Genomic DNA, 16,719 nt, shown 5'->3' with positions numbered 1-16,719 from the left:
AACAATCTGAAGGAATATGTACAGTGGAACTTATTTCATATTAAAGGGGAGACACGATGAAACAAGCACTATTAATTATCGATGCTCAACAAGAATTAATTGATGGAAATGAGCAAGAAAATGAAGTTTTTCGTAAAACTGAGTTATTAGCTACACTAAATACAGCTGTACAGAAAGCAATTGATTCAAATGCCCTTATTGTTTTCGTAAGAGATATCGATGTTGCTTCTGGTAGCGGAGTGGGATTTGAAGTACATAATCAAATTCAAGTACCTCAGTCTGCAATCCTTATTAATAAAGCAGCAACGAATTCATTCTATGGCACTTCTTTACTTGAACTTTTAAAAGAAGAAAAAATTAATCATATTGTGATAGGTGGATGTAAAACTGAACATTGTATTGACACAGCTGTTAGGACAGCAACTGTACAAGGATTTGACGTTACATTAATTAAAAACGGTCATTCCACAACTGATTCTAACGTATTGTCTGCAGAGCAAATTATTGGTCATCACAATAAAATTTTACACGGTCATTATAACGTTGATCATTTTTCTATGGTGAGAGATATCGAGGAAGACCTCTTCCAACCAACTCACGACCAATATCGTGATTAATAAACAAAGAATCCTTCATTCAGAAGGATTCTTTGTTACCCAAAAATTTGTGCTGCAATACTATATAGTTCTCCATTTCTTTTCAAAAATTGATCACTATTTTTCATCATAATTGGTGGTGTATTCACCTTTTTAAAACCAGTAACCTCTAATTCTTTCACAAAATCTTTCTTTACTTCTGGTACATCTATTCTTAATTTCCCATTATGCCCTTTTGCTAAATAATGAACAATATTTATTGCCATCTCATCATTTTTAGCAACTACCGGTCCTAATATTTTATTTTCCGGCGTTTGTATACTCAAACCATATCCTATTATATTTTGTTCCTTATCCTTCACAACAGTGCACTGTTCACTTTGCATCATTCTTTTCTTTAAAAACTCTTTTCTATTTGTTCCAAACGCATATTCATCTATTTTTATTATTTCTTCTAAATCACCTTCTTCATAATCCATCATATATTCTTCATTTCTTGCACATTTATGATTCGGATTGTACGAGTTACATATGTATTTAGAAACATAGCTTGCCACCCTAAATCCTAGCTTTTCGTATAAATGCTTCCCCTCATCCGTTGCAATAAGCATAATTGGTGTTCGAGCTGATACGCTATTCATGCATGAATGCGTTATCGCCTTTCCAATTCCTCTTCCCTTATAATCTGGATGTACAATTACCATTCCGATAGATGCCAACGCCTCCCCATATAATATTATTGCTGCGCTAGCAATAAGTTCCTTTCTCTCATTCCATACGCCGTATACAATACCTGAGTTGAAAATTGTTTCAACTTCTTCTCTGTTATAATCCCAACCAATATAAGATGATAATGCTACAATATCGCCTATTTGTTCTTCCCTAAGACGCTCCAACCTAATTTCTAATTCAACCATACTCCATCCCCTTATCTAGACATTTAAATCATTATTACGAAATCAACTTGTACATGTTTCCCTTTATTTGACACACACATATCCTATTTTGACCAAGACTATATTGTAAATGAGGTGACAACATGCCCATTACGAATCGATTTTCTACCACCACTAACGGCGCACTCGCTATTACAGGAAACACTTTAGGCTTAAGTAAAATTAGTAACCAAAACCGTGCTGGTACAATCGGGGCAATTGGTGCATTCGCAACTACGAATACTGCTTTACAAGTAACTACTTTTCCTGCTGGTACAACATTAAACTATACACAAAATAGTTCTACCGCTATTTTAAATATCCCTGCTGGCAGTACGATTCTTTACGCAGAACTCGTTTGGGGTGGAAACTATTTATCTCGTGATCAAAACATTACGAGTGTATTAGGAAATCCAGTTTCTTTCACAACACCTGTGTCAACATACTCCATTACCCCTTCAGCTGTTACAGCTTCAAATCAAACTTTCGTTTCTGGATCTGTCACATTTGGATTTTATACACGATCAGCAGATGTAACGTCACTCGTTCAAGCCGCTGGATCTGGATCTTATACAACAGGTTCTGTCCCTGGACTTGTAGATCCTATAGATGCTTCTAATGGAACAATCAATTCGGCTGGATGGACGCTTATCGTCGCTTATCAAAATGGGACATTACCTGCAAGAAACTTAACCATTTACGTAGCTGGTAACCGTGTTTCTGCAGAAACTGGTAGTGCCGATGTTTCTGTTTCAGGATTTTTAACACCTTCAGGAGGACCTGTAAGCGGGCGGTTATTTTTAAGCTCTACCGAAGGAGATGCTGATTTAACCGGGGATCAAGCTTTATTCGGACCAAATTTCAGTTCATTAAATGCTTTATCTGGACCAAACAATGCTATAAATAATTTCTTCGGCTCTCAAATTAATAATGCCGCAGGGAACTTAGATACAACGGGGACATTTGGAACGCGAAATCAAAGCGCTTCTACAAGTACAAATATCTCCGCAGGAAGGCAAGGTTGGGATATTACTTCCATCGATATTTCCTCTTATTTAACAAACTCACAAGTTTCCGCCGCAATCCGTTTAACTACTAACGGAGATGCATATATGTTAAATACAGTCGGTTTACAAATTAATATAAATTCACCTAACATACAAGCAACAAAAACTGTGAATAAAAGTGTTGCTGCCATTGGAGATATTCTCACTTATACCGTTACTATCCCTAACACCGGACTTCTTCCCGCCAATAACGTTATTTTTATAGATAGTCTCCCTAATGGTACTTCCTTTATACCTGGCACTGTAACGGTAGATAACGTACCACAAACAAATGCAAATCCTGCCGCTGGTATATCTCTTGGAACAATTAACAATAGTGCCTCTCGTACAATAACTTTCCAAGCGACTGTCGTTTCTCTTCCAAATCAAAACCCGATTTCTAACACTGCGAATATTACATTTCAATATACACCAATTGCCGGGGGAACGACTTTTAACGGTCTTGCAACAAGTAACTCTGCAGGAACACAAATTAACCTCGCAGATATTAATGGCACAAAATCAGTTAACAAACTTTTTACCGATATTGGTGAAACATTAACTTACAGTATTGCCTTAGCTAATGTAGGAAATATCGCTGCAACGAACGTTATATATACGGATCCGATTCCTAACGGGACTACTTTCATTCCAGGGAGCGTAACTGTTAACGGGGTTACTCAAGTGGGAGCAAATCCGGCTAATGGTATATCAATTGGATCGATTGCTGCAAATTCCACTACTACTATTTCATTTCAAGTATTCGTTCCTTCTATCCCTCAAACAAATCCAATATTAAATAGTGGTACAACAACATATCAATACATTCCTGTACCAAATCAACCGGCAGTAAGTGGGACTGATACGACCAATATCGTATCTACTCAAGTGAATAATGCTACTGTAACTATGGCAAAAGCAGTGGATAAAAATTTTGCAGATATTGGTGATACACTGACTTACACTGTTTCCTTTACAGGTACAGGTAATACGAATGCGAACAATGTTATTTTTACAGATGTCATTCCTACAGGAACAACTTTTGTCCTAAACAGTTTAACAATAGATGGCACGACACAAGCGGGAACAAATCCGGCTAACGGTGTGAACATAGGATCCATCCCAACTGGCACAACAAAAAATGTTTCATTTCAAGTAGTAGTAAATGCAATACCCGCATCAAATGTCGTATCTAACGGATCAAGCGCTTCTTATCAGTACACCGTCAATCCTAGCCAATCACCCGTTACGAAAAACATTTCTTCTAACGTCGTTACTACACAAATTAACAACGCGAACTTAACATTAACAAAATCAACAAATAAACAATTTGCCACAATTGGCGAAACGATAAGTTATACAATTCTTATTACAAACAGTGGAAATACGGCCGCTAATAACGTTCAACTAACAGATCCACTTCCAAATGGAACGATATTAACTCCTGGTACTGTAACACTAAACGGGGTTTTGCAAAATGTAGATTCTCTCGTTGCATTACCTATCGGTACAATTCCTGGCGGAGCTACTTTTACCCTTTCTTTCCAAGTAACAGTCATCAATATTACGACCCAAAATCCTATCATTAATAACGCCTTCGCTTCTTATCTATATACTGTAAATCCAAGTTTGCCACCGACTTCAAAAACAGCAAATTCTAATTCTGTTACATCAACAATTAGATTAGCAAATCTCCATGCTAATAAATCTGTAGATAAAACGTTTGCGGAAGTTGGAGATGTATTAACTTATACCTTTTCTCTTACAAACGATGGAAATGTTGCGGCGAACAATGTATTACTATCCGATTCGATTGCGAATGGTACTGCCTTTGTACCGAACAGTGTTATAGTTAACGGTGTTTCTCAACCGGGCGCAACACCAGCTAGCATCACTATTGGTAGCATCAATGCTAATGCTACAATTACAGCTTCATTCCAAGTATTAATAACTAGCATTCCAAACCCAAATCCTATTTCGAATAGTGCCTCCATTTCCTATAACTTTATCGTTGATCCAAATGCTTCACCTGTAAGTAAAAATACAACTTCAACCACTACATTTACTCAAGTAAACGATGCAAATGTCATTTCAGCCAAAACAGTGGATAAAGTGTTCGCTACTGTAGGGGATGTATTAACTTATACCGTCGTTTTAACGAATGCAGGAAGTGTTTCTGCTGATAATCCAACTTTCGTAGATACAAATCCAGATGGCACTACCTTTATTCCAAACACTTTCCTTATTAACGGTGTACTTCAAAATAATGCAGATCCAAATATAGGTGTTCCATTACCTGCCATTCCTGCTAACAGCTCACTTACCGTCTCTTATCAAGTAACTGTCATCTCTTTACCAGCACAAAACCCAACAACAAATTCATCTAGTACACAATATAGTTTCATTTTAAATCCGGGTGATCCACCAACTATAGAAACATCTTTAAGTAATACTGTAAGTACACAAATTAATGTAGCAAATGTAGTTATTGTCAAACAGGTAGATTTAACTATTGCTGATGTTGGGCAACCAATCACATATACAATTGCCCTAGCTAATCCTGGGAATACTCCAGCGAATAATGTAGTTGTTACCGATATACTTCCTCCTGGTACGACTCTCGTACCAAATAGTATTTTTATAGGTGGTGCTTTACAGTTAGGTGCGGATCCAAGCGTTGGTCTTCAAGTTGGTACTATTCCAGCAGGTGGTATTACAACAATTGTCTTCCAAATTAGTGCAAATAGTTTACCTTTACCAAATCCAGTTCAAAACAGCGCTGCACTTCAATATAGCTTTATCGCCGATCCAAATTTACCTGCTGTTGTGAGAAACGCTACTAGTAATATAGTAACTACACAAATTAATACTGCTAATATTGTTGCTACGAAGCTAACAAGCACAAATTTCGCTGATGTTGGTGATGTCATATTATATGCAACTATTTTAACGAATAACGGGAATATCCCTGCTTCTAATGTAACATTTACAGATATCATTCCAGCGGGTACCCTCTTTATTCCTAATACTGTAACGATTAACAATATCCCTATAGCCAATGCAAATCCTGCTAACGGCATTTTTATCGGTACGATAGGAGCGAATGCATCACGTATCGTTTCATTTCAGATTTTCGTACCAAGTATCCCTGCTGTAAATCCGATTACAAATCAATCAGGCACTACATTCCAATACACGTACGATCCATCCAAACCAGTTGTAATGCAGATGATTGCTTCTAACACTGTACAGACAACTATTAATAATGCAACGATTACCGCTGCAAAATCTGCAGATAAACAGTTTGCGAACGTAAATGATATTATTACTTACACGACTACTTTAATGAATAACGGGAACACACTTACATCAAATGTAATATTTACAGATGTAATTCCAAACGGGACATCGTTCATTCCTAATAGTGTTACTGTAAACGGGAATACACTGCCTAATGTCAATCCAGCAAGCGGAATTGCAATCGACTCAATAAATCCGAATGCCAATACGATCATCTCGTTCCAAGTACAAGTAAATTCTATCCCGAATCCAAATCCAATCCCGAATCAAAGCAATACAACGTACCAGTACGTCGTAGATCCTAACTTACCTCCAGCATCCGCCAATGCGTTAAGTAACGTAATAACAACTCAAATTAATAACGCTACTATTGTCGCTACTAAGTCTGTGAATACACCAACAGCTGCAATTGGTGATATCGTTACCTATACGATTGCAGTAACAAATACAGGTAATACCCCTGCTAGTGCGACTGTTTTAACGGATGGGCTTGGCGCAGGAGCTTCATTTATCCAAAACTCCGTAACTATCAATAATGTTCCACAACCAGGATTAGATCCATCACTTGGTATTCACTTGGCAGATATTTCGCCAGGAGATACTGTATTCATTACTTTTCAAGCACAAATTTTAGCGATACCACCTAGTGGCACATTAACAAATAATGCTCTTGTAAATTATGAATATACCGTGAATCCAAACCAATCTCCTGCTGTTGGTAGCACAATTACAAATACGACGGTTACCCCAATTATTGATGCTACTCTATCTATAAACAAAACTGTCAATTCAACATTTGCTACTATTGGAGATACACTTACTTTCACTTCAACCATTACTAATTCCGGTAATACTACCGCAAACAATGTTATTTTTACAGATTTAATTCCAAATGGAACAACTTTTATTCCAAATAGTTTTACGATAAATGGAACAACCATTCCTAATGCAAACCCACAAAATGGCATCAATATTGGTAACATGAATTCAAATGCATCTGTTACACTCAGTTTTCAAGTAAACATTACAACACTTCCAAACCCTAATCCAATCCCGAATAAATCATCGCTTCAATATAGCTTTATTGTAGATATAAATGAACCGCCAGTTTCACGAACAGTTAAATCTAATAAAACTTTTACACAAGTAAATACTGCTTCTGTTATCGCAACAAAAACTGCAAGCAGTGCTTTTGCTGCTGTTGGAGATACAATTACGTATACAACTACCCTTACCAATAGCGGAAATACTACCGCAAACACACCTGTTTTTATCGATATATTACCACCCGAACTTTCATTCGTTCCTGATAGCGTACAAATTAATACCATCCCACAACTTGGATTTAGACCAGATAGCGGGATTTCTTTAGACTCAATTCCAGTTGGAGGAACGACAACAATTAGCTTTCAAGCTATCGTTGGCTCAATTCCAGCTACTAACCCAACGTTGAACCAATCTAGCACAACATACTCAATCATTGTTGATCCTACCCAGCCGCCGGTGACAGAAACAGCTACAAGTAATCCAACTTTAGTTCAAATTAACGAAGCGATTATTCAAGCAAAGAAAAGTGTAGATCGACTATTTTCTGACGTAGCACCTGGAAATTCATTTTTAACGTATACTGTTTTATTAGAAAATATAGGAAACACAACTGCTACGAATATCATTTTTACAGATCCGATTCCAAATAACGCAGTATTTATAGAAGATAGCGTTCGAGTAGGCGGAGTTTTATTACCTGGGGTAAATCCAGCGAATGGGATACCGATTGGGGATATTATTGCAGGAGATTTTATAAACGTTACCTTCCGTGTGCAAGTAGTTAGCATTCCAAATCCAATTTTCACAATTGGACCAGGCGGACCAAACTCACCAGTTGTCAACGGCGCTTCCATTAATTATCAATTTATGACAGGACCTAATTTACCACTTGTTTCACGAAGTACGACATCTAATTCTGTTTCGACACAAATAAATTCTGGGGAAATTGTGGCAATCAAATCTGTAGATAAAACTTTCGCTACGATTGGCGATACAATTTCTTATACAATTACATTAAGTAACCCTGGAAATGTCACTTCACAAAATATAATTTTCACGGATACTTTACCTGATGGAACGACATTCATATCTGGCACTCTTACAAACGATTCTGGTACACAGCAAATCGGAAATCCAGGTAACGGGATTCAGATTGGAAATATAAATCCAAGTGGAACGGCCATTATTGCTCTCAACGTACTTGTTACAAACATTCCAAGTATAAATCCAATTTCTAATTTTAGTTCTGTACAATTTGCACATGTAGTCGATCCTAGCCAACCTGCCGTAACACAAACGAATATATCTAATGCTGTTTCGACAACAATTAATAGTGCGATATTAACAACCAAAAAAAGTGCTGATAAATCTATCATTTCTGTTGGAGATACGATTACGTATACAACTACTATTACAAATACAGGAAATACGGTAGCAACGAATATAACGTTCACGAGCGCAATTCCAGCTAACACTACCTTTATACCAAACTCAGTCACAATAAATGGGGTTCAGCAATCTGGTGTGCAACCAGCACTTGGAGTAAATATAACCAATATCGCTCCTGGTGAAACCGTAACCGTTACTTTCCAAGTAACTGTTCTTTCTGTTCCCCCTTCCAGTTCAATTATGGGTAATGATACCATTTTATATTCTTATACTGTTGATCCAAACGGAACTCCTGTTACCACTTCTACTTCAACGAATATTGCTACAAACCCTGTACTAGATGCTATGATAACGATGGTGAAATCTGTAGATCAAACACTTGTAACACTAGGTGATACCATCACCTATACGACACTTTTGACAAATACCGGTAATACAAGTGCTACTAATATCACTTTCACTGATCTTATACCAAATGGTACAACGTTTATTACTGATAGCGTTACAATAGGTGGTATCACACAAATCGGGCTCAATCCTAATACCGGCATAACGATTGGATCAATTGCCCCTAACAGTTCAATATCTATAGCATTTCAAGTGGCCGCTACTTCTACCCCTGTTCAAAATCCTATTGCCAATTCCGCTACTGCTTCTTACACATTTATAGCTGATCCAAATGCACCAATTGTTTCAAGAAATGTTACTTCAAACACAGTGTTTACTACGATTAATACAGCTAACATTCTTTCATTAAAACAAGTCGATAAATCCTTTAGTCGTATTGGAGACACACTCACTTATACTGTCGTTTTAACAAACAATGGAAACTCATCCGCACAAAATGTTATATTTACAGATACCGTGCCAAGCGTCACTACATTTATTGCAAACACATTTTCTATTAATGGAGTTCCTCAAAGTGGGGCGGATCCATCGAACGGTGTGAATATTGGGACAATAACAGCCGGGACTACAGTAACAGTTTCGTTCCAAGTTACTGTAACATCATTACCAACCAAAAACCCAATTGTAAATTTCTCATCAACATCGTATCAATTAGTCTCACCACCTGATGCAGAAATTTCAATTAGTAATCCTGTTTCAACACAAATTAAGGAAGCCATATTATCTATGACGAAGAATGAAAGTGTATCCTTTGCAGATATCGGGCAAACTACTTTTTACACTACTTCTATTTCGAATATAGGAAATACGGATGCAACGAATATAGTATTCACAGATGTATTACCAAGTGGACTCACATTTGTTCCTAACACATTAACTGTCGATGGTGTTTTACAACCTAACGCGAATCCAAATACAGGTGTATTACTTGCAACACTTCCACCAAATGAAATATATAGTATCGTCTTTCAAGTTAAAGTAAATAGTATTCCCCTTAGTAACCCAGCACCAAATACAGCATCAACGACGTATGAGTTTACTGTTGATCCTGTTAATCCTCCCGCTTCAAGTACAGCTAATTCTAACACTACGCTTCTTCAAATAAACAATGCAAATATTATAAGTACAAAAACGGCAGATCTTACCTTTGCGGATGTTGGTAATACAATAACATTTACACTTAACCTTCCTAATACTGGGAATGCGGCTGCAACTGATGTTACCGTTATCGATATACTTGATAGCAATTTAAGTTTCGTTCCAAATAGTTTCACAGTTAATGGGCAAACCATTCCAAACGCCGATTTATCAACTGGTGTAAATATTGGTTCCATTAATGGTGGTAATACGGCAATCGTTACATTCCAAGCAACTGTTATTACACTTCCAACACTTAATCCCATTTCTAACTCTGCTTCTACCACATATCATTATGTCGTTGATCCTAGCCAGCCACCTATTACAATTTCCAATCAATCTAATACAACGACAACACAAATTAATAGCGCTATCCTTACTGCGCAAAAAAATTCCAATGTATCTACGGTAGATATCGGGCAGGATATTACCTACACCGTTACAATTACAAATAGCGGAGATGTTAGTGCAACGGATGTTATTTTTACCGATCTTATTCCAGACGGAACTTCCTTTGAACCGAATAGTTTTACACTTAATGGAACTAGCATCCCAAATGCGGATATCGTTACAGGCGTTCCAATTGGTGATATCGCGCCAAACGAATCTGCCATTGTAGCATTTCATATTAATGCCAATGAAATTCCGCCTATAAATCCAATTACCAATCAAGCTAGCGTTAGCTTTCAACATATCGTTAATCCAGCCAATCCTCCAGTTTCAAAAAACATTACTTCTAACAATGTTACAACAAAAATTGAAAGTGCTATTTTAAACACTATGAAAATAGGAGATAAAGCATTTGCAGCGGTCGGTGATACAATTACGTATACAACGACTATTACGAACACAGGCAATATTCCAGCTAACAACGTTGTTTTCTCAGACCCTTTACCGACATGGACACAATTTGTTGCAGAATCCGTTGTTGTTGATGGCACTCCATTTTCATCCGCTTCCATTATTGACGGTGTTGGTATAAATACAATCAATCCAAATCAAACTGTAACAATCATATTCCAAGTGCAAATCTTAAGCAATCCAACAACGTTCACACCCGAACTCCAAAACTTAGGATTTGTTAACTTCCAATATAACGTAGGCAATGCATTACAGGCTCAGCCTGGCAACGTGGAAACGAACGTCTTCGTTACTTCTATTAATTCAGCAATACTTTCAGCTGTAAAAACTGCTAGTACAGCCTTTGCGAATATTGGAGACACGATCACTTATACAGTTTTAATTCAAAATAGCGGCAATACGAACGCTACGAATGTAAATTTCTCAGACCTACTTCCAGCAGGAACGACCTTTGTTGAAAATAGTTTTGCTGTAAATGGAAGTACCATTCCAGGTGCAAATCCAAATAACGGAGTTAACATCGGAACCGTTAGTACGAACAGTTCCTTAACCGTTACTTTCCAAGTCATAGTTACATCTACTCCACCTTCAAATCCAATTACAAACGTTGCATCTATTCAATTCGCATTCATTGTTGATCCGGCCTCTCCTCCTGTTACAGGCACAGTAACTTCTAATAGTGCTTCTACACAAATTAATAACGCTACTGTTACAACGATTTTAGAAGCAAATCGAACAATCGTATCTATTGGAGATATAATTACGTACACTGCAACATTAACAAACACTGGAAACTTTCCTGCAAATTCTGTATTACTCATTAATGGAATTCCTGAAGGGGCATTATTTGTTCCAAATAGTGTTACGCTTAACGGGATTTCACTTCCAGATGCAAGTCCAACTCTCGGCATTCCAGTTGGTATTATCGCACCAGGTGATTCTGCTACTATTACGTTCCAATTTCTTGCAAGTTCTATTCCACCGCAAGGGGCAATAATAAATCAAGCACTTACAAATTACACGTATATTGTCGATCCGAGTCAACCTCCAGTTACAGCAACATCCTCATCTAATACGGTGACTACAGCTGTCGTTGATGCATCATTATCCGCAATTAAAAATACAGATTCTCTCGTACAATCTACTAACGGTACAATCACTTACACAGTAGTTGTTCAAAATAACGGAAATACAACTGCAAATACAGTTACTTTAACAGATTTAGTCCCAGAAGGTACTGCATTTATTCCGAATAGCGTGACCATTAATAACATCTCAGTTCCAGGTGCCGATCCAAACGTAGGAATACCATTAAACTCCATCGCGTCGTCAGAAATTGTCACCGTCACATTCCAAGTTATCGTTCAATCTATTCCAAGCGTGAATCCAATTTCTAATATAGCCCGTATTGACTATACTTTTATCGCCGATCCAACTGCTCCTATCATCTCTCGAACAATTACTTCGAATCCAGCTTTCACACAAATTTCAGATGCGAATGTTCTTTCTTTAAAAGCAGTCAATGCACAACAAGCAACAACTGGCGACATTTTAACCTACACGATAACACTAGAAAATACCGGAAATATTCCAGCTACGAATCTCATATTTTCAGATACTATTCCAGAAGGTACCACATTCGTAGAAAATAGTTTTACACTTAACGGAACAGCTATACTTGGTGCCAATCCAAATGTAGGTGTTACTTTGCCTACCCTAGCAGCAAACGCTACTCACCTTATTGCGTTCCAAATTCTTATTAACGATCCATTCTCGCAAGAATCGATTACAAATCAATCTAATACAACATATACAATTCAACCAGACCCAGGGCAACCACCTATTACTGAAACATCTACAAGTAATATTGTCATTACAAATTTCGTGCAAGCACAATTGACAATTACAAAAACGTCCAATCCAATAACTGTAGATATCGGTGGAACTATCCTTTATATTTCTGAAGTGAAAAACATCGGTAATGTTGATGCAATAAATATTATTTTCACAGATTCTATTCCAGCCGGGACTACATTCGTTCCCGATAGTGTCACAATTAGCGGTGTCCTGCAGCCAGGTGTAAATCCTGAAAACGGAATACCGATTGGAACAATTCCAGCAAACAGTTCCAAAACGATACTATTTCAAGTGCAAACAAATAATCCACCTACTGAAACCGAAATTGCAAATCAATCTTCAGCAACTTACCAATATGTAAGTATTCCTACAGCCCCACCAGTAAATCGCTCTGCAAATTCTAACATTGTTACAACATCACTTCAAAATGCAAATATTATTTCTGTTAAAAGCGCGGATGTAAATTTCATATCAATCGGGCAAATTATTACCTACACAAATACACTACAAAATATAGGAACCGTTCCGGCTAACAATACCGTGTTCATTGATAACATTCCAGAAGGTACTATATTCATTGAAGATAGCTTAGCAATAAATAATGTAACTCAGCCTGGCGCTAATCCTGAAAACGGAGTAGCTCTAGGCACGATACAACCAAATGAAACAGTCACTATTTCATTCCAAGTACAACTTACAAATATATCAGAGGGCAATACAGTCATTAATATTTCAGACACTTCGTACGAATACCAAATTGACCCTAGTTCTCCAATTATTCAGCGTAGATCGTTATCAAATGCAGTAAATACTGAAGTACGGACAGCAAATGTTAGTGCCATTAAATCCGCCAATAGATCCATTACACGTATCGGTCAAATCATCACATATACAGTCGCAGTTACAAACGCTGGTACAATACCTATTATAAATACGCTTCTACTTGACGCAATTGCTGCTGGCACCACATTCGTTCCAAATAGCATCCTTGTAGATGGCGTACCAAGACCTAACGAAAATCCAATTACCGGTATCAATCTTGATATAATTCTTCCAAATAATACGATTATTGTTACGTTCCAAGTAAGCGTAGTCTCTATACCACCACAAAATAACATTAATAATATCGCCGTCATTCACTATGAGTATCAACCAGACCCAAGCTTACCACCAATTTCAGAAACGACCTCTTCCAATACTACAAATATACAATTTATTGATGTTATTCTTATCGCTACAAAATCCGCTAATACAGTATTAGCTAATATTGATGAAACCATTGCATATACAGTACTCATTCAAAATAACGGATCCACTACAACTAACTCCATCTTTTTTACAGATACGATAGAAGATGGAACAGTCTTTATTCCGGGAAGTGTAATAGTTAACAACACTGTATTTCCTGCAGCAGATCCAAATATCGGTTTTTCTATTCCTAATATTGCGTCAAGTCAATCGACAACAATAACATTCCAAGTTTCCGTTACGAATTTACCTGCTGTAAATCCAACACCTAATACTGCAAACATCGTCTACGACTTTATTTTCAATCCTGACTTTGCACCAATTCAAAAATCTACTACTTCCAATACTACTTTCGTTCAAATTAATGATGCTGATATCGTTTCACTAAAAACTGTTGATTTGACTTCTGTAACGATTGGTGACATTTTAACTTATACAACAACTTTAACGAATACAGGGAATACGGATGCTACTGCTGTTGTATTTACAGACAATATCCCTGATGGAACAACCTTTATAGACGGTAGCGTTTTAGTAAATAACATTCCGCAGCTTAATGCCAATCCAAGTAACGGTATACTTGTAGGCACGATTGCTCCTAACGTTACGATCACAGTCACATTTTCCGTTACTGTGGTAGCTCTTCCAGCTAGTGGCCATGTTCAAAATCAAGCAACTTCTCGTTATACAATAAATGGTGAAGAACAAATATCAAGTAGTAATATTACCTTCACTGAAGTTATTTCTGCAAATGTAATTGCAACAAAAACAACACCTATCCAATATGCTGACCTACAAACTATCATCCCTTATACAATTTCCATCACCAATAATGGGAATATACAAGTGGAAAACATTATTGTTACAGATATCATCCCAGCAAATACGAGCTTTATAGAGAATAGTGTTATTGTGAATGGCAACGCTCGTCCAAATGATAATCCACTTAACGGTATACAAATTGATAACATTCCGCCTAATACGACAGCAACTGTTCTATTCCAAGTACGGATTACTTCGATTCCGCAAACAAATCCAATCTCTAACACGAGTACAATTCAATATGAATACACGGTACCAGATCGACCACCTATTACCGAAACTATTATTTCATCAGCTGCCGCAACAGAAATTAATCACGCGAATTTGAATAGTAATAAAGCTGTTGACCTTGCATTTGCAACGGTTGGTGATACGTTAACGTATACGATTACCCTAAATCAAACCGGTAATGTTGCAACAAATGATGTAATCATTCAAGATATTATTCCTCAAGGTACTACGTTTATAGAAAATAGCGTCATTGTAAACGGAGAAACGCTTCTAGGAGTAAATCCAGTAAGCGGCATACCAATTGGTACTATAATTGTTGGTGGAGATGCTATCGCTTCATTCCAAGTTTCTGTGACTTCTATCCCAACACCAAATGAACTCAACAACGAAGCAATTACTACTTTTAACTATATAGTCAACCCAAATAACTTACCTGTTACAAATACGACTACAACAAATACTGTCACAACAACTGTCCAAAATGATAATGTTATTGCTATAAAATCTGCTGATGTCACGAATGCCTTACCTGGTCAAACTTTAACGTATACTATTACGATTACTAATAGTGGAAATGTAACGATTGAAGATCTTCTTGCCATAGATACCGTACCAATAGATACAGCCTTCGTTACTAGCAGTGTTACGATTAACGGAATTAATCAACCTAATGCGAATCCCGAAAACGGTATTATGTTAGGAAACCTTGCTCCTAATGAATCTGCTATTATCACATTCCAAGTAACAATATCTTCTTCAACTACCCAATCTGTAATCAATAATGATGCTTCTGTTTCCTATACTGTTACCATTGATCCGAATGAACCACCTATTACAATTACAAAGCAAACAAACACCGTGACAATCACGATCGTTGATCCAATGGTGAGCATCGAGAAAAACGCTGACAAATCTACTGTCGTTATAGGAGATATTATTACATTCACATTAGAAATATTTAATCATTCACCAATTCCTACAGTAAGTACTTCCGTTTCAGATACGATTCCAGCTGGTACAACATTTATAGAAAACAGCGTAACAATTAACGGCACTCCGGTTCCAAATGTTCGTCCAGACACTGGTATATATATCGGTTCTTTGTCTGCAGATGCAGTAGCAACTATAACATTCCAAGTTCTCGTAACTTCTATTCCTTCAAACAGTACGATTATCAATTTTGCAACCGTTACAGCCGCTTTTCAATTAACACCACAGGATCCGATTATTACTTTCATTGTTAATTCGAATATTGTTCGTATACCTGTTCAATTTATTACTGCGACAGTCACGAAAAACGCTTCCGTCAGCTCAGCTTATTTAAATCAATATTTTGATTACACGGTGCGTATTACGAATACTTCCGAGATTTCACTTTCAAATATCTCGTTACAAGACACCATTCCAGCAGGTTTACAATTTATAAATGGCACTGTCTTCATTAATGGGGAACGCTCGCCATTAGCGAACCCGAATATCGGTTTCCTAGTCGCTACTAATTTGGAACCGAACGAAACAATTATCGTGTTATTCACGGTACAAGTGATAAGTCCACCTATTCATAATGAATTTAAAAACACAGCAAACGTTTCTTTACAACTTCAAATCTCGCCTACCGATCCACCAATTACAGTAACCGTTACAAGTAACGAAAACATCGTCACCTTTATTCCAGAAAATCCAGATGAAACACTACCAAATTTTAATTGTTTCTTTGACGGTGAACGTTTCATACGCATTACTCCTCGAAATATACGAAATTACTTTTGGACTTGGATTTGGTGGCGTTAATCAAAAAGAAAAAGCTTGTAGTTCGGATAATATCCAACCTACAAGCTTTTT

3 protein-coding genes are annotated in these 16,719 nt (G+C 37.1%); 2 read left to right on the top strand and 1 reads right to left on the bottom strand.

From position 1 onward, the window contains the following. Positions 1-56 precede the first annotated feature (56 nt). The gene (locus JDS98_RS04755) at positions 57-617 is read left to right on the top strand and encodes a cysteine hydrolase family protein (protein ID WP_000806314.1); all 561 of its coding nucleotides are present in this window, start codon (positions 57-59) and stop codon (positions 615-617) included. A 35-nt stretch (positions 618-652) separates the two neighbouring features. Here the strand turns inward: JDS98_RS04755 and JDS98_RS04750 are convergent, their stop codons facing one another. Further along, positions 653-1,513 (bottom strand): GNAT family N-acetyltransferase, encoded by an 861-nt coding sequence (locus JDS98_RS04750; protein ID WP_199633600.1) that lies wholly within the window; start codon positions 1,511-1,513, stop codon positions 653-655. A gap of 122 nt (positions 1,514-1,635) precedes the next feature. On the opposite strand from JDS98_RS04750, the gene JDS98_RS04745 reads away from it, so the two are divergent. Beyond that, complete coding sequence (locus JDS98_RS04745; RefSeq protein ID WP_199633599.1) at positions 1,636-16,668, top strand: DUF11 domain-containing protein; 15,033 nt, start codon at positions 1,636-1,638, stop codon at positions 16,666-16,668. Positions 16,669-16,719: the final 51 nt, after the last annotated feature.

It is taken from the genome of Bacillus cereus group sp. N11, assembly GCF_016483605.1.
In the GTDB taxonomy this organism is placed as follows: Bacteria; Bacillota; Bacilli; order Bacillales; family Bacillaceae_G; genus Bacillus_A; species Bacillus_A toyonensis.
This window is presented reverse-complemented; position numbering and strand designations above follow the sequence as displayed.